23 protein-coding genes are annotated in these 26,208 nt (G+C 70.6%); 8 read left to right on the top strand and 15 right to left on the bottom strand.

Features of this window, described 5'->3' with window-relative positions:
* Window positions 1-284 precede the first annotated feature (284 nt).
* On the bottom strand, window positions 285-1,889 hold the full coding sequence (locus tag AC5020_RS06495; RefSeq protein WP_464987635.1) for an ABC-F family ATP-binding cassette domain-containing protein: 1,605 nt from the start codon (window positions 1,887-1,889) through the stop codon (window positions 285-287).
* Window positions 1,890-2,181: 292 nt separating this feature from the next.
* Between AC5020_RS06495 and ald the strand changes: the two genes are divergently transcribed.
* On the top strand, window positions 2,182-3,297 hold the full coding sequence (gene ald / locus AC5020_RS06490) for an alanine dehydrogenase (RefSeq protein WP_464987634.1): 1,116 nt from the start codon (window positions 2,182-2,184) through the stop codon (window positions 3,295-3,297).
* 120 nt (window positions 3,298-3,417) lie between these two features.
* Here the strand turns inward: ald and AC5020_RS06485 are convergent, their stop codons facing one another.
* The 6 genes from AC5020_RS06485 to AC5020_RS06460 form a co-directional block, all read right to left on the bottom strand.
* Window positions 3,418-3,750, bottom strand: coding sequence for a metal-sulfur cluster assembly factor (locus AC5020_RS06485; protein ID WP_377020020.1), 333 nt, complete (start codon window positions 3,748-3,750; stop codon window positions 3,418-3,420).
* Window positions 3,751-3,850: 100 nt separating this feature from the next.
* Window positions 3,851-4,609, bottom strand: a complete 759-nt coding sequence (gene sufC / locus AC5020_RS06480; protein ID WP_377020021.1) for a Fe-S cluster assembly ATPase SufC — start codon at window positions 4,607-4,609, stop codon at window positions 3,851-3,853.
* 77 nt (window positions 4,610-4,686) lie between these two features.
* Entirely contained in the window at window positions 4,687-5,025 is a 339-nt protein-coding gene (locus tag AC5020_RS06475; protein WP_464987633.1) for a non-heme iron oxygenase ferredoxin subunit, read from the bottom strand.
* A complete protein-coding gene (sufD, locus tag AC5020_RS06470; RefSeq protein WP_377020023.1) occupies window positions 5,025-6,353 on the bottom strand; it encodes a Fe-S cluster assembly protein SufD in 1,329 nt (442 codons plus the stop codon). The genes AC5020_RS06475 and sufD overlap by 1 nt, the downstream gene beginning before the upstream one ends.
* On the bottom strand, window positions 6,353-7,780 hold the full coding sequence (gene sufB, locus AC5020_RS06465) for a Fe-S cluster assembly protein SufB (protein ID WP_377020024.1): 1,428 nt from the start codon (window positions 7,778-7,780) through the stop codon (window positions 6,353-6,355). Before sufB ends, sufD begins: the two co-directional genes overlap by 1 nt.
* Window positions 7,777-8,514 carry a helix-turn-helix transcriptional regulator gene (locus tag AC5020_RS06460; protein WP_377020025.1) on the bottom strand — a complete coding sequence of 246 codons (738 nt, stop codon included), beginning with the start codon at window positions 8,512-8,514 and terminating at the stop codon, window positions 7,777-7,779. The genes sufB and AC5020_RS06460 overlap by 4 nt, the downstream gene beginning before the upstream one ends.
* A 197-nt stretch (window positions 8,515-8,711) precedes the next feature.
* On the opposite strand from AC5020_RS06460, the gene AC5020_RS06455 reads away from it, so the two are divergent.
* The 5 genes from AC5020_RS06455 (at window position 8,712) to map (ending at window position 13,770) form a co-directional block, all read left to right on the top strand.
* Window positions 8,712-9,791: a glutathione S-transferase family protein gene (locus AC5020_RS06455; RefSeq protein WP_464987632.1), complete on the top strand. Its 1,080-nt coding sequence runs from the start codon at window positions 8,712-8,714 to the stop codon at window positions 9,789-9,791.
* 139 nt (window positions 9,792-9,930) lie between these two features.
* A complete protein-coding gene (locus AC5020_RS06450) occupies window positions 9,931-10,893 on the top strand; it encodes an ABC transporter ATP-binding protein (protein ID WP_464987631.1) in 963 nt (320 codons plus the stop codon).
* 131 nt (window positions 10,894-11,024) lie between these two features.
* A complete protein-coding gene (locus AC5020_RS06445) occupies window positions 11,025-11,756 on the top strand; it encodes an ABC transporter permease (protein WP_464987630.1) in 732 nt (243 codons plus the stop codon).
* Between the two features lie 137 nt (window positions 11,757-11,893).
* Window positions 11,894-12,952: a COX15/CtaA family protein gene (locus tag AC5020_RS06440; protein ID WP_464987629.1), complete on the top strand. Its 1,059-nt coding sequence runs from the start codon at window positions 11,894-11,896 to the stop codon at window positions 12,950-12,952.
* A complete protein-coding gene (gene map, locus AC5020_RS06435; protein WP_464987628.1) occupies window positions 12,949-13,770 on the top strand; it encodes a type I methionyl aminopeptidase in 822 nt (273 codons plus the stop codon). The genes AC5020_RS06440 and map overlap by 4 nt, the downstream gene beginning before the upstream one ends.
* A 142-nt stretch (window positions 13,771-13,912) precedes the next feature.
* Here map and AC5020_RS06430 read toward each other — a convergent pair whose 3' ends face one another.
* The 7 genes from AC5020_RS06430 to dut all read right to left on the bottom strand — a co-directional run bounded on the left by AC5020_RS06430 (window position 13,913) and on the right by dut (window position 23,240).
* On the bottom strand, window positions 13,913-15,829 hold the full coding sequence (locus AC5020_RS06430) for a 1-deoxy-D-xylulose-5-phosphate synthase (protein WP_464987627.1): 1,917 nt from the start codon (window positions 15,827-15,829) through the stop codon (window positions 13,913-13,915).
* Between the two features lie 207 nt (window positions 15,830-16,036).
* Complete coding sequence (locus AC5020_RS06425; protein WP_464987626.1) at window positions 16,037-16,390, bottom strand: iron chaperone; 354 nt, start codon at window positions 16,388-16,390, stop codon at window positions 16,037-16,039.
* 193 nt (window positions 16,391-16,583) lie between these two features.
* The gene (acnA, locus tag AC5020_RS06420) at window positions 16,584-19,373 is read right to left on the bottom strand and encodes an aconitate hydratase AcnA (protein ID WP_377020033.1); all 2,790 of its coding nucleotides are present in this window, start codon (window positions 19,371-19,373) and stop codon (window positions 16,584-16,586) included.
* A gap of 195 nt (window positions 19,374-19,568) precedes the next feature.
* The gene (locus AC5020_RS06415) at window positions 19,569-20,891 is read right to left on the bottom strand and encodes a class I SAM-dependent RNA methyltransferase (RefSeq protein ID WP_464987625.1); all 1,323 of its coding nucleotides are present in this window, start codon (window positions 20,889-20,891) and stop codon (window positions 19,569-19,571) included.
* Between the two features lie 257 nt (window positions 20,892-21,148).
* The gene (locus tag AC5020_RS06410) at window positions 21,149-21,922 is read right to left on the bottom strand and encodes a DUF3159 domain-containing protein (protein ID WP_377020035.1); all 774 of its coding nucleotides are present in this window, start codon (window positions 21,920-21,922) and stop codon (window positions 21,149-21,151) included.
* Entirely contained in the window at window positions 21,919-22,698 is a 780-nt protein-coding gene (locus AC5020_RS06405) for a DUF3710 domain-containing protein (protein ID WP_494564405.1), read from the bottom strand. The genes AC5020_RS06410 and AC5020_RS06405 overlap by 4 nt, the downstream gene beginning before the upstream one ends.
* A gap of 2 nt (window positions 22,699-22,700) precedes the next feature.
* On the bottom strand, window positions 22,701-23,240 hold the full coding sequence (dut, locus tag AC5020_RS06400) for a dUTP diphosphatase (protein WP_494564403.1): 540 nt from the start codon (window positions 23,238-23,240) through the stop codon (window positions 22,701-22,703).
* Between the two features lie 61 nt (window positions 23,241-23,301).
* Between dut and AC5020_RS06395 the strand changes: the two genes are divergently transcribed.
* A complete protein-coding gene (locus AC5020_RS06395; RefSeq protein ID WP_464987623.1) occupies window positions 23,302-23,838 on the top strand; it encodes a DUF3093 domain-containing protein in 537 nt (178 codons plus the stop codon).
* 169 nt (window positions 23,839-24,007) lie between these two features.
* Here AC5020_RS06395 and AC5020_RS06390 read toward each other — a convergent pair whose 3' ends face one another.
* Window positions 24,008-24,310 carry a DUF4193 domain-containing protein gene (locus AC5020_RS06390; protein ID WP_377020038.1) on the bottom strand — a complete coding sequence of 101 codons (303 nt, stop codon included), beginning with the start codon at window positions 24,308-24,310 and terminating at the stop codon, window positions 24,008-24,010.
* A gap of 512 nt (window positions 24,311-24,822) precedes the next feature.
* Between AC5020_RS06390 and sepH the strand changes: the two genes are divergently transcribed.
* Window positions 24,823-26,202: a septation protein SepH gene (sepH, locus tag AC5020_RS06385; RefSeq protein WP_377020039.1), complete on the top strand. Its 1,380-nt coding sequence runs from the start codon at window positions 24,823-24,825 to the stop codon at window positions 26,200-26,202.
* Window positions 26,203-26,208: the final 6 nt, after the last annotated feature.

The following is a 26,208-nucleotide window of genomic DNA, read 5'->3' as shown; positions in this document are numbered from 1 at the left end:
CACTCGTAGTGGTAAACCATCTCACGGATCTCGTCCTCGGTATAGCCGGGGCTGATCGACACGGGCTTCTCCTCTCCTGACGCGGCCACACCGCGGCTACGCCTCCATGACTCACAGCCAGCCTGACGGCAGGGGTCAGCGGCCCGCGCCCCTTTCCTGGAGGGGTCCAGTGCCGCTCAGCTACACGTTCTTGCCACCTGGCGCACGGGCCACTTTGCCACGGGGCGCACGGGGTGCGCTGGCTACGGGTGCCGGCCCGGTCCTGATCTGTCCGGCCGAGCAGATCAGGCCAGCTCGACGAGCTCCTGGTACGAGGCGTTCCAGAGGTCCTCGACGGCGTCGGGCATCATCAGCACCCGCTCGGGCGACAGCGCGGAGACAGCGCCGGGATCGTGGGAGATCAGCACGACGGACCCTTCGAACGCCGCGAGTGCGCCCAGGATCTCCGCACGGCTGGCGGGATCGAGGTTGTTCGTCGGCTCATCCAGCAGCAGCACGTTCGCGCTGGAGACCACCAGAGTGGCCAGCGCCAGACGGGTCTTCTCGCCGCCGGAGAGCACGTGCGTGGGCTTGTGCACGTCGTCCCCCGTGAACAGGAACGACCCCAGGATCTTGCGCGCCTCGACCTCGGGGAGCTCGTAGGCCGCGGTCATCATGTTCTCGAGCACCGTGCGGTCCAGGTCGAGCGTCTCGTGCTCCTGCGCGTAGTAGCCCACGCGCAGCCCGTGGCCGGGGAGGATCTCGCCGGTGTCCGGCTCGTCGACGCCCGCCAGGATCCGCATCAGCGTGGTCTTGCCGGCACCGTTCAGGCCCAGGATCACCACACGGGAGCCGCGGTCGATGGCGAGGTCCACGCCGGCGAAGATCTCGAGGCTGCCGTAGGACTTCGAGAGGTCGCGGGCCATCAGCGGGGTCTTGCCGCACGGGGCGGGCTTGGGGAAGCGCAGGGAGGCGACGCGATCGGTCTGCCGCTCCTCCTCGACGCCGTCGAGCATGCGCTCGGCGCGCTTGAGCATGTTCTGGGCCGCCACGGCCTTGGTGGCCTTCGCGCGCATCTTGTCGGCCTGTGCCGTGAGCTGCGTGGCCTTCTTCTGGGCGTTCTGCCGTTCGCGCTTGCGGCGCTTCTCGTCGTCCTCGCGCTGACGCTGGTACAGCTTCCAGCCCATGTTGTAGATGTCGATGACGGCGCGGTTGGCGTCGAGGTAGAAGACCTTGTTGACGACCTCCTCGACCAGATCCACGTCGTGGCTGATCACGATCAGCGCGCCGGAGTAGCCCATGAGGTACTCGCGTAGCCACGCGATCGAGTCCGCGTCGAGGTGGTTGGTGGGCTCGTCGAGGATCATCGTCTGCGCCTGGGAGAACAGGATGCGGGCGAGCTCGACGCGGCGGCGCTGGCCGCCGGAGAGGGTGCCCAGCTCCTGCTCCAGCAGGCGGTTGGGCAGACCCAGGTTCGCCGACATGCGCTTGGCCTCGGCCTCGGCCGCGTATCCGCCGCGGGACTCGAGCTCGCTCATCAGCCGCGGATACCGGTCCATGGCCTTCTCGCGCTTGGCCTCGCTGAGGCTCATGTCCCCCATCTCCTCCTCGGCGCGGCGCAGCTTCGAGAAGACCTCGTCGAGGCCGCGGGCGGAGAGGATCCGGGAGATGACCGACTCGTGCTCGTCGCCGGTGTGCGTGTCCTGCGGGAGGTAGCCGAGCTCGCCGGAGACGTCGACGGAGCCCTCACTGGGGGCGAGCGTGCCGGAGAGCACCTTGGTCAGCGTGGTCTTGCCGGCCCCGTTGCGGCCGACGAGGCCCACCCGGTCCCCGGGCGTGATCTGGAACGAGACCCCGCTCATGAGCACACGGGCACCGACGCGGATGGCGAGGTCGTGCACGGTGATCACGGGATGATGCTCCTGTTTCGCGGGGTCGGGCGCGCGCCCGGGGCTGCTCGTCTGGCCCGCCGGATCGGTCGCGACCGGTGCGGGGCCGGATCGAGTCTAGGTGCGGGGTGCGCTGGTAGTCGCTGAATATCGCCCCACGGTGCCGCGAACCACAGTCCCGGGCCCGCGGCGGCCCCGTCCGTCACGAGACCGTCTCGCTCCGCCATCCCGGCCCCATCGCCCGAGCATGGGTGCCATCCTGGGCGCGAACGGCCGCGGGAAGCGGCCTCGGAACCACGCAGGGAGGCTCGTCATGCGCATCGGGGTGCCGCGGGAGATCAAGAACAACGAGAACCGGGTGGGCCTGACCGCCGCCGGGGTCCATGAGCTCGCCGTGCGCGGCCACGAGGTGGTCGTCGAGACCGCGGCGGGCCTGGGGGCCCGCATCACCGATGAGGACTACCGGGCCGCGGGCGCCCGCGTGCTCGGCACGGCCGACGAGGTCTGGGAGCAGGCCGAGATGATCGTGAAGGTCAAGGAGCCGCTGCCGGAGGAGTACGGGCGACTGCGACGAGGCCAGGTGCTGATGACCTACCTCCACCTCGCCGCGGACCAGGATCTCACCGAGGCCCTGCTGACCTCCGGGACCACGGCGATCGGGTACGAGACCGTGCAGCTGCCGGACCGGTCCCTGCCGCTGCTGGCACCGATGAGCATGATCGCCGGCCGCCTCGCCTCTCAGGTCGCGGCGTATCACCTGATGACGCCGCTGGGCGGCTCCGGCATGCTGATGGGCGGCGTGCCGGGCACCGATGAGGCCGACGTGGTGATCATCGGCGGCGGCGTGGTCGGTGAGCAGGCGGCGATGATGGCGCACGGGCTGCACGCGGACGTCACCGTGATGGATCTGAACGTCTCCCGGCTGGGCCAGATCGCCACCGTCCATCACGGCGGCATCCTCACCCGGTACTCCACCACGCTGGACCTGGCCGCGAAGCTCCGCGAGGCCGACGTGGTGATCGGGTCGGTGCTGATCCCGGGCAAGCGAGCCCCGAAGCTCGTGACCGACGAGATGGTCGCGACCATGAAACCGGGCTCGGTGCTCGTCGACGTCGCGATCGATCAGGGCGGGTGCTTCGAGAACTCCCGTCCCACCACGCACGATGATCCGACCTTCACCGTCCACGACACGGTCTTCTACTGCGTGGCGAACATGCCCGGCTCGGTCCCGGTCACGGCGACGGCGGCGCTGACCAATGCGACCCTCCCCTACGTCCTGAAGGTCGCCGGCAGCGGCTGGCGCGAGGCGATGCGGGCCGACGGCGCTCTGGCCCTGGGTCTGCATACCCACGAGGGAGCTCTCACGCATGCCGGCACCGGCGAGGCGCACGGCCTCGAGGTCACGCCGGCCGGCGATCTCATCGGCTGACGCTCGTCCGGCGACAGCCGGTGATCGATCCGGGTCTCTCCGGGCTCACTGTGGCCCGTCGTGCATAGGAAGAACCCCCTGATCTGCCGTTGGGCAGATCAGGGGGTCCCGTGCGTCAGGTCAGAGGTTGAAGCCGATCGCGCGCAGCTGCTCGCGGCCGTCCTCGGTGATCTTCTCCATGCCCCACGGCGGCATCCACACCCAGTTGATGCGGTGCGTCTCCGTGATGGGGTCGAGCACGGCGAACGTCTGCTCCTCGAGCATGTCCGTCAGTGGGCACGCGGCGGAGGTCAGGGTCATATCGATGACGGCGTGGCCGTCCTCGACGGTGACGCCGTAGACGAGGCCGAGATCGACGACGTTGATCCCGAGCTCGGGGTCGATCACGTCCTTCATCGCCTCGGTGACGTCATCGGCGGTGACGGTGGCCGACGGGGTCTTCTGGTCGGTCATGGCATCCTCCCGGTCAGGCGCGGGCCGCGGTCACGGCCCGCTGGTGGGGTGGTGCCGGGCCGGCCGCGGGAGGGATCCCGGGCCGGACCGGATGGTGGCGTCAGTTGGCGCCGACGAGGAAGCGGTCGTAGCCCTCGTTCTCGAGGCGCTCGGCGAGCTCCGGGCCGCCCTGCTCCGCGATCTTGCCGCCGACGAAGACGTGGACGAAGTCCGGCTTCACGTACTGCAGGATACGGGTGTAGTGCGTGATCAGCATGATGCCGACGTCGGTGTTCTCCTTGGCCCGGTTGACGCCCTCGGAGACGATGCGCAGCGCGTCGACGTCGAGGCCGGAATCGGTCTCGTCGAGGATCGCGATGCCGGGCTTGAGCAGCTGCATCTGCAGGATCTCGTGGCGCTTCTTCTCGCCACCGGAGAAGCCCTCGTTGACGTTGCGCTCGGCGAAGACGGGGTCCATGCGCAGATCATCCATGGAGCCCTTGACGTCCTTGACCCAGGTGCGCAGCGAGGGGGCCTCGCCGTCGATCGCGGTCTTGGCGGTGCGCAGGAAGTTCGACACGGTCACGCCGGGGACCTCGACCGGGTACTGCATGGCCAGGAAGAGGCCGGCGCGGGCGCGCTCGTCGACGCTCATCTCCAGCACGTCCTCACCGTCGAGCGTCAGCTCGCCCTCGGTGATCTCGTACTTGGGGTGGCCGGCGACCGCGTAGGCGAGGGTCGACTTGCCGGAGCCGTTGGGCCCCATGATGGCGTGGGTCTCGCCCGACTTGATGGTCAGGTCGACGCCCTTGAGGATCTCCTTGGTGCCCTCGGGGGTCTCGACGGTGGCGTGGAGGTTCTTGATCTCCAGAATCGACATAGGTGGTTCTCCTTGGCCAGGGGTGCTGGTGGATTCGTGAGGTGGGGCGGGCTCCGGCCGGCGGCGCCCGATGATGATCAGAGGGTGGAGGCTCCGGTCGGGTCGACGAGGATCTCGCCGCTGGACTCGTCCACCCGGACGGGGAAGACTCGCACGGGCAGGACGGCGGGCAGCTGCAGGGGCCGGCCCGTGACCAGGTCGAACTGGCTGCCGTGCTTCCAGCATTCGATGGTGCAGCCCTCGACGTCGCCGTCCGACAACGCGATCTCGTCGTGCGAGCAGATGTCCTCGAGGGCGTGGACGCCGCCGTCCTCGTCGCGCACCAGGGCGATCTCGATGTCGTCGGCGACGACGTCGATCGCCTCGCCGGGGGCGAGACGGTCCAGGGTGGCGACGGGGACGAAGGCGTCGCTCATCAGTTCATGCTCCGTGCGAGCTCGGACTCGATGGACTCGAAGAGGTGCTCACGGATCTCGGGCACGTCGATGCGCTGGATGAGCTCGGCGAAGAAGCCGCGCACGACCAGACGCCGCGCCTCCTTCTCCGGGATCCCCCGCGCGCGCAGGTAGAACAGCTGCTCGTCGTCGAAGCGACCGGTGGCAGCCGCGTGGCCGGCACCCTCGATCTCCCCGGTCTCGATCTCCAGGTTCGGCACCGAGTCGGCGCGGGCACCCTCGGTCAGAACCAGGTTGCGGTTCAGCTCGTAGGTGTTGGTGCCCTCGGCCTCCTTGCGGATCAGCACGTCGCCGACCCAGACGGACCGTGCCTTGCTGCCCTGCAGCGCACCCTTGTAGGCCACGTTCGAGGTGCAGTTCGGCGCCGCGTGATCGACGAAGAGCCGGTGCTCGAGGAACTGGCCGGAGTCGGAGAAGTACAGGCCCAGGTTCTCGATCTCGCCGCCCGGGGCGGCGAACTCGCCGATGGCGTTGACCCGCACGGCGCTGCCGCCGAGGGAGACCACGATGTGCTTGATCTTCGCGTCACGCCCCACACGAGCGTGGTGGGTCGCCACGTGCAGCGCGTCGTCGTCCCAGTCCTGCAGCGCGATGACCGTCATCTGCGAGTTGTCGCCGACGACCATCTCCACGTTCTGCGCGTACTGGGCCGAGCCGGTGTGGTTCAGCACGAAGGTCGCCGAGGAGGACTCCTGGGTCTCCAGCACGATGTGTGCGTTGCCGCGACGGTCCGCGCCCTGACCGTTGATCCCGACCCGGAACGGCTCGGAGAGCTCGGTGTTCTTCGGCGCCACCAGGTGCAGGGCCTGCTCGGTGCGGGCCGAGGCGATGGCGGCGGTGAGGTCCTCGGGCACCAGTGCGGTGCCGCGGGGCGCCTGGCCGGGGGCGAGCACCGAGGTCTCCGGGGCGCCCTCGGGCACGTCGATGCTGTAGTCCAGGGCGGGATCGCCCTCACGGTCGTCGGTGGGGACGTCCTCGAACAGCGGGGCGAAGCGGCGCAGCGGGGTGAAGCGCCACTCCTCGACCTTGCTGGTGGGCACGGCGTGGTCGCCGAGCTCGAAGGAGCGCTTGCGCGCGCCGCGGTTCAGCGCGGCACGCTCGGGATTCTTCTCGCCGGGAAGGGCCAGGCCCTCCTCCTCCAGCTCGGGGGCGGCCGCCGGCCGCGCCCCGTCCAGGGCCGACTGAGCAGCGACGGGAGCCGCACCGGCGGCGTTCCCGACGTTCTCGTTGGCCGCGGGATCCCCAGCGCTCTCGGCACCGGTGAGGTCGTACGTATCTGAGGCAGTCATCAACCGACTGCTCCTTCCATCTGCAGCTCGATCAGGCGGTTCAGTTCGAGGGCGTACTCCATGGGGAGCTCGCGCGCGATGGGTTCGATGAACCCGCGCACGATCATCGCCATCGCCTCGGTCTCCTCCAGGCCTCGGCTCATAAGGTAGAACAGCTGCTCCTCGGAGACCTTGGAGACGGTCGCCTCGTGGCCCATCTGGACGTCGTCGACGCGGACGTCCACGTAGGGGTAGGTGTCGGTGCGGGAGATCTGGTCCACCAGCAGCGCGTCGCACAGCACGGTGGAGGCCGCGTGCTCGGCGCCGGGCATCACCTGGACCAGGCCGCGGTAGGACGTGCGGCCACCTCCGCGCGAGACCGACTTGGAGACGATCGAGCTGGAGGTGTGCGGGGCCATGTGGACCATCTTGGAGCCGGTGTCCTGCTGCTGGTTCTCGCCGGCGAAGGCGATCGACAGCGTCTCGCCGCGGGCGTGCTCGCCCATCAGCCAGACCGCCGGGTACTTCATGGTGACCTTGGAGCCGATGTTGCCGTCGACCCACTCCATGGTGCCGCCCTGCTCGACCGTGGTGCGCTTGGTGACCAGGTTGTACACGTTGTTCGACCAGTTCTGGATCGTCGTGTAGCGGACGCGGGCGTCCTTCTTGACGACGATCTCCACGACGGCCGAGTGCAGAGAGTCCGACTTGTAGATCGGCGCGGTGCAGCCCTCGACGTAGTGCACGTAGGAGCCCTCGTCGGCGATGATCAGCGTGCGCTCGAACTGGCCCATGTTCTCGGTGTTGATCCGGAAGTAGGCCTGCAGCGGGATCTCCACGTGCACGCCCTTGGGGACGTAGACGAAGGAGCCGCCCGACCACACCGCGGTGTTCAGCGCGGAGAACTTGTTGTCACCGGCGGGGATGACGGAGCCGAAGTACTCCTGGAACAGCTCCGGGTGCTCGCGCAGCCCGGTGTCGGTGTCCATGAAGATGACGCCCTGCTCCTCCAGGTCCTCGCGGATCTGGTGGTAGACGACCTCGGACTCGTACTGCGCGGCGACACCGGCGACCAGGCGCTGCTTCTCGGCCTCGGGGATGCCGAGCCGGTCGTAGGTCTCCTTGATGTCTGCGGGCAGGTCGTCCCAGTCGGTGACCTGGGCCTCCGTGGACCGCACGAAGTACTTGATGTCCTCGAAGGCGATGCCCGACAGATCCGGGCCCCACGTGGGCATGGGCTTCTTGTCGAACAGCTTGAGCGCCTTCAGGCGGCGCTCGAGCATCCATTCGGGCTCGTCCTTCTTGGCGGAGATGTCACGGACGACCTCTTCGCTCAGGCCGCGGCGCGCGCTGGCACCGGCCGTGTCCTCGTCGTGCCAGCCAAAGGCGTACTGGCCGACGGACTCGATGATCTCGTCCTGTGTCAGCTTCTCTGGTGCGCTCGTCATGGTGTCCTTCCCTCGGTGAGCGGAATGTGTGTCGTGCAAGCGTGCGCGCCCTGCGCCAGGGTGGCCAGGCGCTGGACGGGTGCTCCGATGATGCGGGAGATGACTTCGGTCTCGGCCTCGCACAGCTCGGGATGATCTGCGGCGACGTCGAGGACGGGGCAGTGCCCATGGCACAGCTGCGCTGTCACGAGCGTACGCGGGCTGCCGCCCGGTCGTGTGTTCGTGGCAGGCATCGGGACGTGCAGCGGACGCACCGTGGTGGCGTACCCGCGGGCGGTGAGCATCTCGGCCAGCAGTTCCACCCGCCGAGCCAGGGTGACGGTCTCCCCGGCGGCCTCGCACTCGGCGACCCGCTGCGACAGCGCCGCCTCCCAATCCGCGATACGGCGCCCGGCGAGCCGGGACACCGCCTCGTCCCCGCCGAGGCGCGCGAGCTCCTCGAAGGCCATCACCGCGAGGTCGTCGTACCCGCCGGGCAGGGACTCGTGGGCGGACTTCGAGAGCACGAAGGCCTTGCTGGGGCGTCCACGGCCGCGATGGCCGATGGGCACGTCATGCTCGGCGATGGTCCCGTCGGCCTCCAGCGCCGCGAGATGGCGACGCACCGCAGCACTGGTGAGACCGAACCGCTCCGCCAGCTGGCGGGCAGTGATCGGGCCGTGCGCCGAGATGGCGTCGACCAGGCGATCTCGCGTGGTGAGAGTGCTGCCGGGATCCGGCTGTTCCGCTGTCATCGGCGCCTCACCTTCTCCCTGCTCTGGCCTGCTCACCTGACGGCACCCCAATATTTTACAACACGTGGCTTTCCTAAAACCGCTCGACCGGTGTGCGGCATGGCACCGCTTCCATCTCCGCTCATTTTCAACTACCCTGGGAGGCGGCGCGGCATCCCCGCGATCGCCTCCCCACGAGAGACCGAGGAAGAGAAGCCATGAGCATCGAGGACGCCACCAGCACCGCGGACTCCGGCCAGGAGCATTCGACCGAGGGCTCCTACGTCCACCAGGGCAAGCCCTTCGACCGCGACATGAACTACATCGCCGACCGCATCACGGAGGACGCCCGGGACGGATGGCCCGTCGAGCCCGGCCGCTACCACCTCGTCGCCGCCCGCGCCTGCCCGTGGGCCAATCGCACCCTGATCTCGCGCCGCCTGCACGGCCTCGAGGACGTCCTCTCCGTGGGCATGCCCGGTCCCACCCACGACAAGCGCTCGTGGACCTTCGACCTCGATGAGGGCGGGAAGGACCCGGTCCTGGGCTACGAGCGTCTCCAGCAGGCCTATTTCGCGCGCTTCCCCGACTACCCGCGCGGCATCACGGTGCCCGCCATGGTCGACATCCCTTCCAAGGCCGTCGTGACCAACGACTTCCAGCAGATCACGCTGGACTTCGCCACCCAGTGGAGCGCCCACCACCGCGACGGCGCCCCGGATCTCTACCCCGAGGCCCAGCGCGAGGAGATCGACGCCCTGAACACGTGGATGCTGCACCGGGTCAACAACGGTGTGTACAAGACCGGTTTCGCCGGCTCCCAGGACGTCTACGAGAGCGAGTACCGCAAGCTGTGGGCGGCGCTCGACGAACTGGAGGACCGTCTCTCGCACAGCCGGTACCTGATGGGGCCCGCGATCACGGAGGCCGACGTGCGCCTGTTCCCCACCCTGATCCGCTTCGATCCGGTCTACTACAGCCACTTCAAGGCGAACCGTCAGCCGCTGGCGACCATGCCGAACCTGTGGAACTACACCAAGGACCTGTTCCAGACGCCCGGCTTCGGCGACACGATCGACCTCGAACAGATCAAGACGCACTACTACTACGTCCAGACCGACATCAACCCGACCCAGGTGGTGCCCGTCGGTCCGGATATGAGCCACCTCATGGATGCTCACGACCGTGACCGCTTCCCCACCAACACGTGGGGCGATGGTGGCACCGCCCCCGAGCCGCCGTTGGCGGCCGAGGTCGTCGACCCCGAGCACACCCCGCTGCACGTGACCGGGCGCTGAGCGCCCACGGACAGCAGGGCAGGTTCGCTCGGGGCCTGCGGCCGGGCGCGGCGGGCCGGTCGGCCGCGGCGGGGCGGCCGCGGCGGGGCGGCCACGGCGGGGCGGTCGCACCTCCGCCGCGCCTACCATGGGTGCCGACATGACAGACCACTCCCCCGCGCCGTCCCCGGCGCCGCCGGCCCTGCACGCCGAGAGCCTCACGCACTTCTACGGCCCCGTCCGCGCCCTGGACGGGCTCTCGCTGACCGCGCGCCGCGGTGAGGTGACAGCGCTCCTGGGTCCCAACGGCGCGGGCAAGACCACCGTGGTCTCCTGTGCCACCGGGCTGCTGCGCCCCGCCGGCGGAACCGTGTCGGTGCTGGGCCGCGACCCCTGGCGCGCCGGCCCCGGCCACCGTGCCCGCGTCGGCGTCATGATCCAGGACGGCGGGCTGACCTCGGGGGCCCGAGCCATGTCTCTGCTGCGCTACGGGGCGAGCCTGCACGCCGCCCCGCTGCCGGTGGACGAGGTCGCCGAGCACCTCGGGATCGACGGGTTCGCCACCACCCTCGTGCGGAGGCTGTCCGGTGGACAGCGGCAGCGCCTCGCGCTGGCCCTCGCGATCATCGGCCGTCCCGAGCTGATCTTCCTGGACGAGCCCACGGCCGGCATGGACCCCTCGATTCGGCAGCGGGTGCGCCACCTGATCCGTTCCCTCGCCGACACCGGCACGGCCGTCGTGCTGACCACCCACATGATGGACGACGTGGTCGGCCTGGCCGACGCCGTCTGCGTCATCGCAGGCGGGAGGACCCTGGCCACGGGCTCCGTCCAGGACATCATCACCGCGCACGACGCCCAGCACGGCGCCGTCGCCGTACGCGCGACCGCGCACGGCGTCGACCCGGCCTCCGTGCCCGCTCTCGAGGCGGATCTGCAGGCCGCCGCCGCTCGTCACGGCGCACGGCTGGAGATCACCGGTGCCGGCGCCGCGGATCTCGAGGCCGTGCTGCTGGACCTCATGCAGCAGGACCGTGCGGATCGGCAGGAGCCCGCGTCGCGAGCTGGGGCGCCGCTCGCCCCCGGCAGCAGCGCCGCCGCGCCCGCTGAGGAGCTGAGATGAGCCCCGCCGCCGACGACGCACCCCTGTCGTCACCATCGCCCGCACCACGGCCTGCCCAGACCCGCCGAGCCGGCGGGAGCCCGGAGCCGACCTCGGCGCCTGCCCCGCGGCCCGCGCCGCGGCCTGCGTCGATGCTGCGCAGGGTGATCGCCCATGCCGCGCTCGAGGCACGGACGCTCCTCTCGAACGGCGAGCAGCTGATGGTGGCGATCGCCCTGCCCGCCATGGTGCTCATCGGCCTGCGCCTGCTGCCCATCGGCCGCCTCGACGGCGCGGACCCGATCGACACGGCGCTCTCCGCGACCCTGGCCACCGCGCTGATCTCGACATCCTTCACCTCCCAGGCGATCCAGACCGGGTTCGACCGCCGCAACGGCGTGCTGCGCTGGGTGGCGACCACACCGCTGGGACGCGACGGGTACCTCGCCGGCAAGATCCTCGCCACGCTTCTCGTCCAGGTGATCCAGGTCCTCGTGCTCGGCGGGCTCGCTCTGATCCTCGGCTGGAGACCCGCAGCGCTGGAAATGCTGGCGGTGGTCCCGGTATGGCTGCTCGGCACCGTCGCCTTCGGCTCGCTCGGCCTGCTGATCGCCGGCCTCCTGCGCACCGAAGCGGTGCTCGCGGTCTCCAACCTGGTGTTCGTCGTCCTGGTGGCCGCCGGCGGCGTCGCCCTGCCGCCGGCGACCTATCCGCATCTGCTGCGCGGCCTGGTGGATCTGCTGCCCTCGGGTGCTCTCGGGGAGCTGATGCGGGCGTGCCTGGCCGGAGGCCCGTTCTCCCCGGGCTCGCTGCTGGTGCTGATGGCATGGGCGGTGCTCGGTGCGCTCGCCGTGATCCGATGGTTCCGCTGGACCGACAGCTGAAGGATCCCCTGCCGCGGTGATCGACCCGCTGAGTGCCCGGGGCTCGGAGCGGTCGCCATCCCGATGCAGTGCGGGATCGGTCGCATCAGCGACGCTCGATCAGGGAACTTCCCGTCGCCATCCCTAGAATCGACCGCATGTCCCCCGGTCCCGTCGCCTCGCCCGCGACCGCACGCGTCCCCGAGCGCCACGGCCGCATCACCACGCTGCCCGATCCTCGCCTGCGGTCCTGGGGACCGCGGCGCCGGGCACGCCTCGCCGCGATCGCGCTGTGGGGAAACCTCATCTGCCAGATGGGCATCATCCTCTCCGGCGGCGCGGTGCGGTTGACCGGCAGCGGGCTGGGCTGCTCGACGTGGCCGAACTGCGAGCCCGGCCAGTTCACACCGGAGTTCACGATGGCCTCCGGTATCCACCCGTTCGTGGAGTTCGGAAATCGCACCCTGACCGGCGTGCTGAGCATCTTCGCGATCGCGGTGCTGCTGGTGACGTGGCGGTGGCTGAGCCACAAGGGTCCCGGGTTCCGCCGCTTGGCCTGGGTGCCGCTGATCGGCACCCTGCTGCAGGCCCTCATCGGGGCATTCGTCGTCTGGCTCGACCTTCACCCCGGACTCGTCAGCCCCCACTTCCTCATCTCACCGCTGCTCGGCGCAGTCTCCATGGTGCTGCTGGTGCGGCTCTACGACGGGGACGGGCCCGTCCGCCTCGCCGTGCCTGTCCGTGCGCTGCGGCTCTACATCCCGCTGGCCGCTGTCGGCTTCACCGTGCTCGTGCTCGGCACCATCGTGACCGGCACCGGCCCGCATTCCGGTGACGCGGGCGAAGTGACCCGTATCGCCGCTGACCCGCGTGTGGTCACCCGCTTCCACGCCGGAGCCGTCTACGTCTTCTGTGCGCTGCTGGCCGCGCTGCTCGTGGTGCTGCACCGCAGCCGGGCCCGCCGGGAGGCGATCACCGCCGGGTGGGGCCTCGTCGTGCTGACGCTGCTCCAAGGCGTCATCGGGTACGTCCAGTACTACACCGGGCTCCCGGAGCTGATCGTCTTCCTCCACCTGATCGGCGCCTCGCTGTTCGCCGCCGCCATCGCCTGGGTGGGAGCCCGCCTGGTCACCTGGCAATGGTCCGAGGAGCGCACGTCCTCCGCTGACCCAGCCGATCCCCCTGCCGCCCGCCCCGACACCTCGGAGACCTCATGATCCTCGGACGACGCCGTCGCGACGCGACGCAGGAGCTGCCCACCCTCGACCAGGCCCGGCCGGCCGGCGAGTTCGTCGCCTCGGTGCTCTCCCACCTGCGCTCCGTGGTCGATGTCGGCTGGAATCTGCTGGACATCGACGCCGAAGCGCATCGGCTGATCCGCGAGGCCGGCGCGACGAGCTGCTATCTCGATTACCACCCGGCCTTCGGGGCCTCCCCCTTCGGCCACGTCATCTGCACCTCGGTCAACGACGGTGTCCTGCACGGCCGCCCCTACGACCGGGTCCTGGCCGACGGCGACCTGCTCTCGCTGGATTTCGCCGTGGAGGTCGAGGGCTGGGTCGCCGACTCCTGCCTCTCGATCACGGTGGGCACGCCCCGCCCCGAGGATCTGCAGCTGATCCGCGACACCGAACAGGTGATGTGGGCGGGCATCGATCAGGTGCGCGCCGGCAACACGGTCGGCGACATCGGCCATGCCGTCATGAACGAGGCCCACAGCCTCGGATACACGATCAACAACCGCTTCGGCGGGCACGGCGTCGGCCGGACCATGCACGAAGCGCCGTTCGTGCCCAACCACGGCACCCCGGGCGGAGGGCTCGAGCTCGTCGCCGGCCAACTGCTGACCGTCGAGCCGTTCCTCTCCCCCACCACCTCCGAGCTCGTGGTCGATGAGGCCGACGGCTGGACCCAGCTCTCGGCCGACGGCTCCCGCGGAGCGCACGCGGAGCACACGCTGCAGGTCACCGAGGGCGATCCGGTCATCCTCACGGCCCGGGCGGACGACCCCGCTCCGCGCAGCTCCCTGGGCTGAGCAGCTTCCTGGGCTGAGCAGCTCCCTGGGCTGAGCAGCTTCCTGGGCTGAGCAGCTTCCTGGGCCGAGGAGCCCTGGACCGAGGAGTCACAGCTCCCCGGGCCGTGGAGCCTCAGCTCCGTGGGCGGTGCAGTCGCGCGCGTCAGCGCAGCACGTCACGCACCGCCGATGCGATGCCGGGAGCGTCCAGGCCCTGCTCGGCGAGGAGGCGTCCGCGGTCCCCGTGCGGGATGAACGCCTGGTCGATCCCGAGGGTGCGCACGGGCGGCGTCGGCCTCGAGACGCTCGCGCGGTCGCCGAGGTGTCCGCGAAGCGCCGCTCCGACACCACGGGAGGCGACGCCGTCCTCGAGAGTGACCACGGCGCGGGCACCGGCGGCCAGGTCGACCAGCTCCGCGGGGAGAGGCAGCGCCTGGAGAGGATCCAGGACCACGACGTTCCCCAGCCCGGAGCATTCCTGAGCAGCCGCGACAGCGCGATCGGCCAGCGCGCCGATGCTCACGATCAGCACGTCGATCGGCTGCTCGGCATCCCCGGCCAGCACATGCCCCGCCGCCGTCACGGTGACGGCGTCCATCTCCGCCGGGCACGAGCCCTTCGGGAAGCGCACCAGCGACGGCCCCGCCACGGTGAGGGCGGCGGTCACAGCATCATCGAGTCGCGTGCCGTCACGCGGCGCCCAGACGGCCATTCCCGGGACCTGGGCAGCGAGGGCGAGGTCCCAGATGCCGTGATGGCTCGGCCCGTCGGGGCCGGTGATCCCGGCGCGATCGAGCGTGAGGGTGACGTCCTCGCCGTGCAGCGCGACGTCCAGCAGCAGTTGGTCGAAGGCCCGGTTCAGGAACGTCGAGTACAGGGCGACCAGAGGCTTCGCCCCGCCGCGGGAGAGTCCGGCAGCGGTGTCCAGGGCGAGCTGTTCGGCGATGCCGACGTCGATCACGCGCTCGGGCAGCTCGCGCTGCATCGATGCGAGGCCGACGGGGTCGATCATCGCGGCGCTGAGGGCCACGACGCGATCGTCCGCGCGTGCGGCCTCGAGAACCGCCGCGGAGAAGCGAGCGGTCCAGGTTGCGGGAGGGGCCGGCGAATCGCTCGCCTCCGGGACCGGAGCGCTCTCGGGTTCGTTCGGCGGCTCGATGTCGAAGGGCCCGGTGGTGTGCCAGTGGTCGAGGGCGTCCATCTCGGCGCGGGCGAAGCCGGCTCCCTTACGGGTGATCACGTGCAGCACCACACCGGGGCGCTCCGGATCCTCGGCCGCCGCCCGGGCCTGCCGCAGTGCGCGCGCCAGGGCTGCGTGGTCGTGGCCGTCGATCGGCCCCAGGTAGGTCAGTCCCAGGGAGCTGAACAGGTCGTCGCCCGCCGCGACCGTGCCCTCGCGCAGGTCTCGCAGGTGCTGTGACAGTCCCCCGACGGTCGGCGCGTAGGAACGGGTGTTGTCATTGAGCACCACGATGGTGCGTGAGCCGACGTCGGTGGCGAGCTCGTTGAGCGCTTCGAGGCCGACGCCGCCGGTCAGTGCCCCGTCGCCGGTGACCGCGACGGACACCCCGGGCTCGCCGGCGAGGCGGTGGGCGCGGTCGATGCCGTGCGCCCAGGCGATCGAGCCGGAGGCGTGGGAGTTCTCGACGACGTCGTGGGCGGACTCGGCGCGGTCCGGGTACCCGGCCGTGCCTCCGGCGCCGCGGAGGCCGGCGAGATCGGCCCGGCCGGTGAGCATCTTGTGCACGTAGGCCTGATGGCCGGTGTCGAACACGATCGCCTCGCGCGGAGAGTCGAGCTCGCGGTGCAGGGCGAGGGTCAGTTCGACGACGCCGAGGTTGGGACCGAGGTGCCCGCCGTGCTGCGAGGTGATCTCCACCAGCCGTCGGCGCAGGGTGCGTGCGAGCGCCGGCAGCTCGGTGGGGGCCAGCTCGCGCAGCCGGGCGGGATCGGCGGGGATGTCCACGTCCGTCGGTCCGGCCCCGGGTGAGGCGTCACCGGCGGCCGGGCGAGGGGCCGCGGAGGGGGCCGGCGCGGACGGTGCGGCGTACCGGACGGCATGCTGCTGAGAGGTCGACATGCGCAGGTCCTCCATCGGCCTCGGGGACGGGATGCCGCCAGCGTACGTCGTGCTGACCTGTATCGACGGACCGCATGGTCACATTCGTGCACATCTTCACCGGTGATTCACCGGTCCCCACCGGAGTGTGCATCGCGGTGCAGTATCCGTGCGCAGCGGTGCACTAGTGGACGTCGCCGCGCTGCTGCGCGGTGCCGTCGGGCTCGCTCATCTCCCGTGCTCGCGGCGGGAGGCGAGCGCGAGCTGACGGATCAGATCCCCGGGTATCGGCTTCCGCGCCGTGAAGGTGACACCGGTCTTGGTCGCCTTCAGCCCGGCCGCGGCGATGTCCTCGGCGTGCGACGCGATGGCACCTGCGGCGACATACAGGCCGCACTGCCGGCTGAAGGCCGCATACCCCGCGACGACCGACCCCCCGATCTCGAAACCCGGCATGTCGTACTTCAGAACCTCACGGGCCTCCGGCAGGGCGGCCGCAAGCTCGCCGCGGAGCTGGTCGAGCACCGGCCGGAACTGCTCGGGCGCCGCGGAGATGTAGGCCTCGTGATCGGACATCATCATCCCCTTCCGGACGTCTCGGACCAGCGCTGGCCAGGAGCCTAGTCCCATATCCGGAGGAGAACCATGCCCGCCCCGCGCAGAGCGCCCCGCCAGGCCGAAGCCTGACGGGGCGCACGCACTCACCGGGACTCTCGCCCACGGTCGATGAACCGGGGTCGACGACCCGGGCTGCGGGAGCCCGGGCCGTCCCGGCTCACGCGACCAGCTGGCGCAGCACGTACTGCAGGATGCCGCCGTTGCGGAAGTACTCGGCCTCGCCGGGGGTGTCGATGCGGACGTCCGCATCGAACTCCACCGTGGTGCCGTCCTCCTTCTGTGCGGTGACGGCGACCTGCTTGGGGCTGGCGCCCTCGTTGATGGCGGAGACGCCGGCGATGGAGAAGGTCTCGCTGCCGTCCAGGCCCAGCGACTCGGCGGACTCGCCGGCCGGGAACTGCAGCGGCAGCACGCCCATCCCGATGAGGTTGGAGCGATGGATGCGCTCGAAGCTCTCGGCGATCACGGCCTGCACCCCGAGGAGCTTGGTGCCCTTGGCGGCCCAGTCCCGGGAGGAGCCGGTGCCGTACTCCTTGCCGGCGAGGACGACCAGCGGGATGTCCTGCTCGGCGTAGGCCTGGGCGGCGTCGTAGATGAACTCCTGCTCACCGGTCAGGAAGTTCTTCGTGTAGCCGCCCTCGACCCCGTCCAGGAGCTGATTGCGGATACGGATGTTGGCGAAGGTGCCGCGGATCATCACCTCGTGGTTGCCGCGGCGCGAGCCGTAGGAGTTGAAGTCCTTGCGCGCGACCCCGTGCTCCTGGAGGTAGCGACCGGCCGGGGAGTCGAGCTTGATCGCGCCCGCGGGCGAGATGTGGTCGGTGGTGGTGGAGTCGCCGACCTTGACCAGGACACGGGCACCCTCGATGTCGGTGACCGGCTCCGGGCGCAGCTCCATGCCCTCGAAGTACGGGGGCTTGCGCACGTAGGTGGACTCCTCGTCCCACGCGAACGTCGCACCCTCGGGAGTGTCGAGGTTGCGCCAGCGCTCGTCTCCGGTGAAGACGTCCTTGTAGTCGTCGGTGAACATCTCCTGGGAGATGGATTCGGCGATGACCTGCTCGACCTCGGTGGGGCTGGGCCAGATGTCGCGCAGGTAGACGTCCTTGCCGTCCTTGTCGGTGCCCAGCGGGTCGTTCTCGAAGTCGAAGTCCATCGTGCCCGCGAGCGCGTAGGCGATGACCAGCGGCGGGGAGGCCAGGTAGTTCATCTTCACGTCGGGGTTGATGCGGCCCTCGAAGTTGCGGTTGCCCGAGAGCACTGCCGTGACGGCGAGGTCCTTCTCGGCGATGGCCTCGGAGATCTCCGGGGACAGCGGGCCGGAGTTGCCGATGCACGTGGTGCAGCCGTAGCCGACGAGATGGAAGCCGAGCTCCTCGAGCGCGGGCCACAGGCCGGCCTTGGTGTAGTAGTTCGTGACCACCTGGGACCCGGGCGCCATGGAGGTCTTCACCCACGGCTTCGAGGTCAGGCCCCGGTCGGCGGCGTTGCGGGCCAGCAGGCCGGCCGCCATCATCACCGAGGGGTTGGAGGTGTTGGTGCAGGACGTGATCGAGGCGATCGAGACGATGCCGTGGTCGATCGAGAAGTCCTGACCCTTGACCTGCACCGGGTTCGAGGCACGGCCCTGAGCCGCGGGCACCTCCACGGGGGCCTCGCCGCCGGAGTCGTTGTCGGAGCCCTGGGCGGCCGGGTCCGAGGCCGGGAAGGTGCCGGACTCGGGCGTATCGATCTCGTGGACGGGAACGCCGTCGCCGGCGTAGGAGGGGAGGACCTCGCGGAAGTTCTCCTTGGCCTCGGTCAGGGCCACGCGGTCCTGCGGGCGCTTGGGGCCGGCGATCGAGGGGACCACGGTGGACAGGTCCAGCTCGAGGTACTCGGAGTACTCGGCCTCCTTCGAGGGGTCGTGCCACAGCCCCTGGCGCTTGGCGTAGGCCTCGACGAGGGCCAGCTGCTCCTCGGAGCGGCCGGTCAGGCGCAGGTAGTCCACGGTGACCTCGTCGACCGGGAAGATCGCGCAGGTGGAGCCGAACTCGGGGCTCATGTTGCCGATGGTGGCACGGTTGGCCAGCGGGACCTGGGCGACACCCTCGCCGTAGAACTCGACGAACTTGCCGACGGCGCCGTGCTCGCGGAGCATCTCGGTGATCGTGAGCACGACGTCGGTCGCAGTCGCCGCCGGCGGGATCTCGCCGGTCAGCTTGAAGCCGACCACGCGCGGGATGAGCATGGAGACCGGCTGGCCGAGCATGGCGGCCTCGGCCTCGATGCCGCCGACGCCCCAGCCCAGCACGCCCAGGCCGTTGACCATCGTGGTGTGGGAGTCGGTGCCGACACAGGAGTCCGGGTACGCGCGGAGTGCGCCATCGACCTCGCGGGTCATGACGGTGCGGGCAAGGTACTCGATGTTGACCTGGTGGACGATGCCGGTGCCCGGGGGCACCACCTTGAAGTCGTCGAAGGCGGTCTGGCCCCAGCGCAGGAACTGGTAGCGCTCCTTGTTGCGCTCGTACTCCAGCTCCATGTTCTGCTCGAGGGCGTCGAGCCTGCCGGCCACGTCGATCATCACGGAGTGGTCGATGACCATCTCGGCCGGGGCGAGGGGGTTGATCTTCTCGGGGTCACCGCCGAGCTCCTGCATGGCCTCGCGCATGGTGGCGAGGTCGACCACACAGGGCACACCGGTGAAGTCCTGCATGATCACGCGGGCCGGGGTGAACTGGATCTCGACCGAGGGATCGGCGCTGGGCTGCCAGTTCGCCAGCGCGCGGACGTGGTCGGCGGTGATGTTCGCACCGTCCTCGGTGCGCAGCAGGTTCTCCAGCAGGATCTTGAGGCTGTAGGGAAGCTTGTCGGCGCCCTCCACGGCGTCGAGCGCGAAGATCTCGTAGTCGGTGCCGCCGACGGTGAGATCCTGTTTCGCGGCGAATGAGTCGACAGTGCTCATGAGGCGAACTCCTTGGGTGATGAGGCGACCCCTCCATCGTATGCGCGCCCGCCGGGGCGGACGGGCGAACGCCGTGACCGTCCCGGGCGGCGCGCAGGTGCACGACGCTCGCCGGGCGTGGCCACGGGGGTCTCCGGAGTGATCTCCGGTAGATATCTTGACGTCAAGATAAAGCCTACCACGGGAGCGCCGGGCTCAGGACTCGCTGTCGCGCTCCAGCACCACCACCGACTCCACGTGGTGGGTATGCGGGAAGAGGTCGAAGGCGCGCAGCTCGGAGATCTTCCAGCCGGCCTTCTCGATCGCGGCGAGGTCGCGGGCCAGGGTGGAGGGCTCGCAGGAGACGTACACGATCCGCTGTCGCACCGCCTTGGCCAGCAGACCCATCAGTTCGGTGCCGGCGCCGTTGCGGGGCGGGTCGAGCACGACCACGTCCACGCCGCCACGACGGGCTCTGACCCAGTCGGTGACGTCGGCCGTGGCGGTCGAGACCTGGGGCAGATCCTCGAGGTTCTCGGCCGCCAGCTGGGAGGCGCGGCGGTTGCCCTCGACCGTGATGACGCTGCCGTCACGGCCGACCTGCTCCGCCGCGGTCGCAGCGAACAGGCCCACACCTCCGTAGAGGTCCCAGGCACTGCCGCCGTGGGGCGCCCGAAGGGTGGACTCGACGACCTCGCTGAGCAGCTCCGCCGCGCGGCGGTGAGCCTGCCAGAAGCCCGTGGCGCTGACGGCGAACAGGCGCTCGCCCACCCGTTCGCGCACGGTTCCGTCCCCGCGCAGCGGCACCAGGCCGCGGCCGGTGCGCACGGCGACCCCGGCATCGCCCCAGCTGTCCGGGACGACGACCGAGGCGGGGTCGAGCTCGCGACCGATCAGCACCACGGAGGCGGGTCCCGCCGACGGGGCCACGGCGTCGATCGCCTCGGTGCCCTCCGGGGCGGTCCACTCCCCCAGGCGCAGGTCCCGGATGGCCGGGGCGGCCAACGGGTTCTCGCCGGCGTCGCGCACCTCGTGGGAGCGCCATCCGCGCATCCCGACGCGCCCGTCGGCATCGACGGCGAAGCGCACGCGGGTGCGCCATCCGAGCCCGTCGAGATCGTGCGGCGCGGGCTCGACCTGCACGTCCTCGATCGGGTAGCTGGTCACTCCGGCGCGGCGCAGCAGTTCCTGCATGACCTCGCTGGCGATGCGGCGCTGGGCGGGGAGGGCGATGTGGGCCCATTCCGCCCCGCCGACGCCGTCAGCGGCGGCCTCCTCCCACACCGAGGGCACCCGGTCCACGCCGGCCTCGAGCACATCGATCGCCTCGGCGCGCCAGAACCGGGCCGAGGCGTTCTCCTCGGGGTCATCGAGCAGCCGGGCCGTCACGGTCTCTCCCGGTGTGGTGCCACGGACGAAGACCACTCGTCCCTCGTGGCGGGCGACGAAGGTGCCGCCGGCCGCGGGTGGTCCGACGGCGAGAGTCAGAAGTCGGCCGCCGACGGCGGGGCTGGGCACTCGTTCGGCGTCCGGGCTCATCGGACCACTCCTCCTCCGTCCGCGCGCACTCGTGCCGTCGCGGACCGCAGCTCCTCGATCTCGTGGCGAGTTCCGGCGCCGGCCGAGGCTCACGCCCGGGAACTCTTCGGCCCCCAGTGTCCCACCAGGCGGACCCCTGCGGGGACCGGCACGCTCCCGCCCGGGCGAGCTGAGGCCCAGCAGAAGCCTACGTCTCGGCACCGGAAGGACGAGGCGCCGGGTGGTCGAGCTGCGGGCTCAGAGCTCGAGACGGAGCCTCAGGAGTACCCGCCGCGGGAGAGCAGCGAGCGGTGCATCAACCACACCAGGTAGGCGATCACCGCGAAGGCGGGCAGGCCCATGGCGAGCTTGGCCACGCCGAGCGCCGCCACCTGACCCGTCAGCAGCAGCGGCACCTGGACGGCCAGCTTCGCGGCGTACAGCGCCAGGAACAGCACAGTGGCCCGGCCGTAGACGCGGCGGGCGTCGGGATCCTGCGCCCAGTCCTTCACGCGCGGATCCAGGGCACCGATGAAGTACCCGACCAGCGGCCGCCGCACCAGCAGCGAGATCGCCAGGACCACCAGGGCCACGGCATTGATGGCGAGGCCGGGCGCGTAGAAGTCGGAGCCGTCCCCGGAACGGATCGCGAGGACCGCCCCGAGGCCCACCCCGATCAGGCCGCCGAGCACGGTCGAGGGGCTCTGGCGCTGGATAAGGCGTGCCACCAGGAAGATTGCCACCACCGCGACCGCCGAGACGGAGGCGAGGGTCACGGACCGGGTGGCGACGTACAGGACGATGAACAGCAGCGTCGGCAGCACCGATTCGGCGATGCCGCGCGGCCCGCCGATCGCGTCGGCGACGGAGAACTCCTCCTGATGCAGGACGCCTCCGAGGCCGCGCTTGACCGGATCGCCTTCTCCCGCTCCGGGCGAGCGGGCAGGGGTCGGTCGCGCCGGCTCGGCATTCTCGCCCGGTCGCGCCGGGTCGGCCGGTCCACCGGACCGTGGGGGCTGGGACGGGCCGGGGCCCGGGGAGGGCGTGCTCATCCGATCTGCGTGATCTCGGGGCCGCGCGCCAGCGGATCCAGCGGGCCGGCGCCGGTCTGGGTGAGGCCCGGGCGCTGGCCGGGCAACGTCAGCGGAATCAGTTCCTGGGGCGCCATCGCCTCGCCTCCGCGTACCACGACCAGGCGGGAGACCAGGGTCTCGAAGCTCTTGGCCTGCTCCTTGTCGGACAGCGCCTTGCCGGTGAGGATCGCGCGGAGGAACCAGCGAGGCCCGTCGATGCCGATGAAGCGCGCCGGGCGGTACCCGGTACGGCCATCGGTGCGCTTGACGGGCAGCCGGGTGATCAGCTCTGTCCCGAAGACGCCGGGCCGGGTCTCGGCGGTGCCGCCCTGCTTGACGACGGAGTCGCGCAACGACGTGCGCACCTCGTCCCACAGGCCGCGCGATTTCGGGGCGGCGAACGCCTGGACCTGCAGGGACGAGCCGCCGATGACCAGATTCGCGCCGGTGACGGTTCCGGTGCGCTGGTCGACCTCCATCCGCAGCTCCATGTCCTCGATGGTGGGGACCTGGAGGCCGCCGAGGTCGATGCGGTCCTCGTCGGGGGCGTCCGGGGCGTCGAAGGGCCCCTCGTCGAGGTGTTCGGCTCGCGGGGGCGCCTCGCCGGGCGCTTCGTCGGCCTCCGGCTCGTCGGCCCCGGTCGGTTCGGCGTCGTCCTCGTCCTGGCCGAGACCGACGTCCTCGAGGGAGTCCTCGGGGACGGCGTGCTCGCCCTCGTCGGACTCCGCGCGCTTCCTGCGGGAGAACAGTCCCACGGTCATCCCTCCTTGTGCTCGTCGGTGCCGGCCGGTGCCGGTCCGGGGCCGAAGCCGCCGCTGGACCCGAAGCCGGAGGCGTCACGATCGGTGGCGTCGAGGTCATCGACCTGCTGCAGCGCCGGCGCCAGGAACGGAACCACGACCAGCTGGGCGATCCGGTCCCCCGCCGCGAGGGCGAACGGTTCGGACAGGTCGGTGTTGTGCAGCGAGACCTTGATCGGCCCGCGATATCCGGCGTCCACGATACCGGGACCGTTCAGCACGGTGATGCCGTGCCGGGAGGCCAGTCCCGAGCGGGGGCAGACCAGTCCCACGGTGCCGGGGGGCAGTGCGAGCGAGACCCCGGTGTCGACGAGGGCTCGCCCCCCGGCGGGGATCTCGACGTCCTCGGCGCTGGAGAGATCCAGGCCGGCGTCGTCGGCGTGGGCGCGGTGGGGCATCGGCGTGCCGGGGGCGAGACGGATCCGCAACGGCTGCGTCCCCATGGGGGCGGGTGCGGCGTCCGCGTCCTCGGTCGTGAAGTCAGGCAGAGCAGGCATGGGCACAGGGTATGCCGTCAGCGCGCTGGAGCGTCCAGAGGCTGCGTGAGACGATGAGCGCATGCCCGACGCCGTCGATCCCCACACCGCTTCGCCAACCGGAGAGCCCGCACCATCCGCCCCGAATCGCCCCCGTGACCAGGAGCCTCTCTTCCGTGAGCGCCTGCTGCCCGGCCCGGGGACCTGGGTCGTGGTGGTGGCGCTCGGCTCCATCCTCGGGGTGGTCATCGTGCCCTTGCATCTCACGACCGCGCTCGTGGTCGGAGTGGTCTCGATCATCGTCGCGGTGATCCTCGCCGTGCTCTACTCCCCCGTCCTGGAGGTCAAGGACGGCTGGTTCACGATGGGCCGCGCTCGGATCGAGGTCGATCAGCTCGGTGAGGCGACGGTGCTGCGCGGGGACGAGTGGCGCACCACGATGGGTCAGGGCTTCGAGCCTCTTGCGCATCACTGCGTGCGCGGCTGGGTCTCCTCGGGCTTCCGCGTCGAGGTGCTCGATGACGAGGATCCCACCACCGCGTGGGTCGGCTCCTCACGCCGTCCCGACGACCTCGCGCTCGCACTGCGCAGCGCCCGACGGGACTCGCGAAGCGGCTGAGCGGGGCGAACGCCTCAGCGGGCTCGAGCCGGACTCCCGCGGCACGGGAGACCGGACGCCGGAGACGGTCGACGCTGCGGCATTGGGCCCCACGACATGCAGGACGGCGCCGCATCCGACATGGATGCGGCGCCGTCCTGGCGAGATCGTGCGCGGAAGTGATCGCCGCTCAAGCGGCGGCACACTCCTTGCAGATAATGAGGGTGCCCTCGACGTGGTCGATCTGGCTGCGGTGCTTCACGAGGAAGCAGCTGGCGCAGGTGAACTCATCGGCCTGACGGGGAAGAACTCTCACGGAGAGCTCCTCGCCGGAGAGATCGGCGCCGGGGAGCTCGTACGAGTCCGCCGCCTCCGCCTCGTCCTCGTCCACCGTGGGGGCCGCCGCTTCGCTCCGGCGGCCCTTGAGCTCCTCGATGGAGTCGTCGTTCGATTCGTCCTCGTTCTTGCGCGGGGCGTCGTAATCTGTGGCCATCTACGGTCCGTTCCTGGTTGTCTCGGCGGTCGTCCGACCTCGGTGCGTGCGGCGGTCCTGCGCTGGCGAGACTGCCCGTGCCCCCTGCGGGTCGGTCCTGGTCGCAACGCTGAATGCGGCGGCATTATTGCAGAGAGGTCTGCGACGGGCAACGCAATGTCTCGGGGAGGTCTCGGGAAGGTCTCGCGCCGGTCTCGGGACGGTCCTCGGCCGGGCGTGGTCCAGGTCCGGGCCACTGCCCGGACTCCGGAGCGGACGTCGACGCCGGCGCCGGCTCCGCTCGGTTCATCCGCGAGAGCCGAGCGCGGGAGCAGACCGCGCCCACCGCATCACGTCGGCCCCTGCGCGTCCCGGATCCACAGATGCACGCAACACGCCCCCGTTCCAGGCGCGAACGCAGGCGGTGGACAGCGGGCCGCGATATGGTCACCGCCTAGACTTCTGCATGCGAGGAGTCGCGGACGCGAGAACTTCTGCCCGCGAGGGACCAGGCTCCGACGGAGAGGACGACGATGCGAGAGCTCGAACTCGACGGGATCCATGACGACGGCGAGCATGTGATCCTGGTCGACTCCGACGGCGAGCGCTACACGTTGCGCATCGACAAGGCCCTGCGTGCAGCGGTGCGGCGGGACCGCCCGGCCCTGGGCATGATCCAGGCGGCGGACTCCGCACCGGTCAGGCCCCGGGAGATCCAGTCCATGCTGCGCTCCGGGCGCAGCGCCGAGGACATCTCCGAAGCCGCCGACATCCCCCTCGAGCACGTACGTCGGTACGAGGGCCCTGTGCTCGCCGAACGGGAATGGACCGCACAGCGCGTACGCACGTTCCCCGTCGGCCGCGGCGGCCCCAGCCTCGACGAGGTGGTCGCCGAGCGGCTGGCCGCCCGCGAGGCCACCGGCGAGACCACCTGGGACGCCTGGCGACGTGGTGACGGGACCTGGACGCTCCAGCTGACCTTCTCCGCAGCGGGCCGGACCCGGCAGGCGCACTGGGTCGCCGATCTCGACAACCGCTCGGTGGCCTCGGTCGACGACGAGGCGCGCTGGATCAGCGATGAGGACGCCCCGCCGGAGCCGACCCGGGGCCGTGCCCGCCTGCAGGCGGTCAAGAGCTCGGTCTACGATCTCGAGGCCGACGGGGCCTTCGACGAGAACAGCGCCGGGCCCCGCCGCGGCCGCGGACGGAGCTCCGGCCAGCCCTCCGTCTCCGGCGACCACCCTTCCGCCATCGACGACGGCGAGCTGGATGCGCTCAACGCCCGCCGCGGGCTGCGCTCGGTCCCGCCGCCGGATGACTCCACGACCGTCTGGGCCAGCCTGGACGAGGACGTCACCGACGAGGACGAGTTCACCGACGGACCCGATGGCGCCGCCGTGGGCCCAGCCGAGGACGCGGCGACCCGGACCTCCGCGCCCGAGGGTCCCCGCCGCGTCGCTGTTCGCGATGCGGCGGACGAGACCGGCGAGGACCTCGAGGATTCGGATCGCGAAGCGCTGCTGGAGCATTCCGCCTCCGACCAGACGACGGGGAGCGGCGCCCGTGCTGCCGGTTCCCCGGATTCCGTCGACCCCGTCCACTCCGATGAGGCCGATGCTGCTGTCTCCGGTGGCGCGGAGCCGGCCGAGTCCGCGCTGGAGGCGGACGGAGCCGCGAGCGCCGGGGAAGGCAGTGACGGGTCCGCAGGCGCTCCCGTGGAGTACCAGGACACGGTCGATCTCACACCGCTGCCGGGATTCGATGACGACGCCTCCTCCCGGACGCCGGCCGAGAAGCACGAGAACGATAAGTCCACCAACCCCAGCAAGCCGAGCAAGCCGGCGAAGTCCAAGAGCAAGCGGGCTTCCATGCCGAGCTGGGACGAGATCGTCTTCGGGTCCAAGCACGACTGATACCCC

The organism is Brachybacterium sp. SYSU DS0246 (genome assembly GCF_059391765.1).
This window is presented reverse-complemented; position numbering and strand designations above follow the sequence as displayed.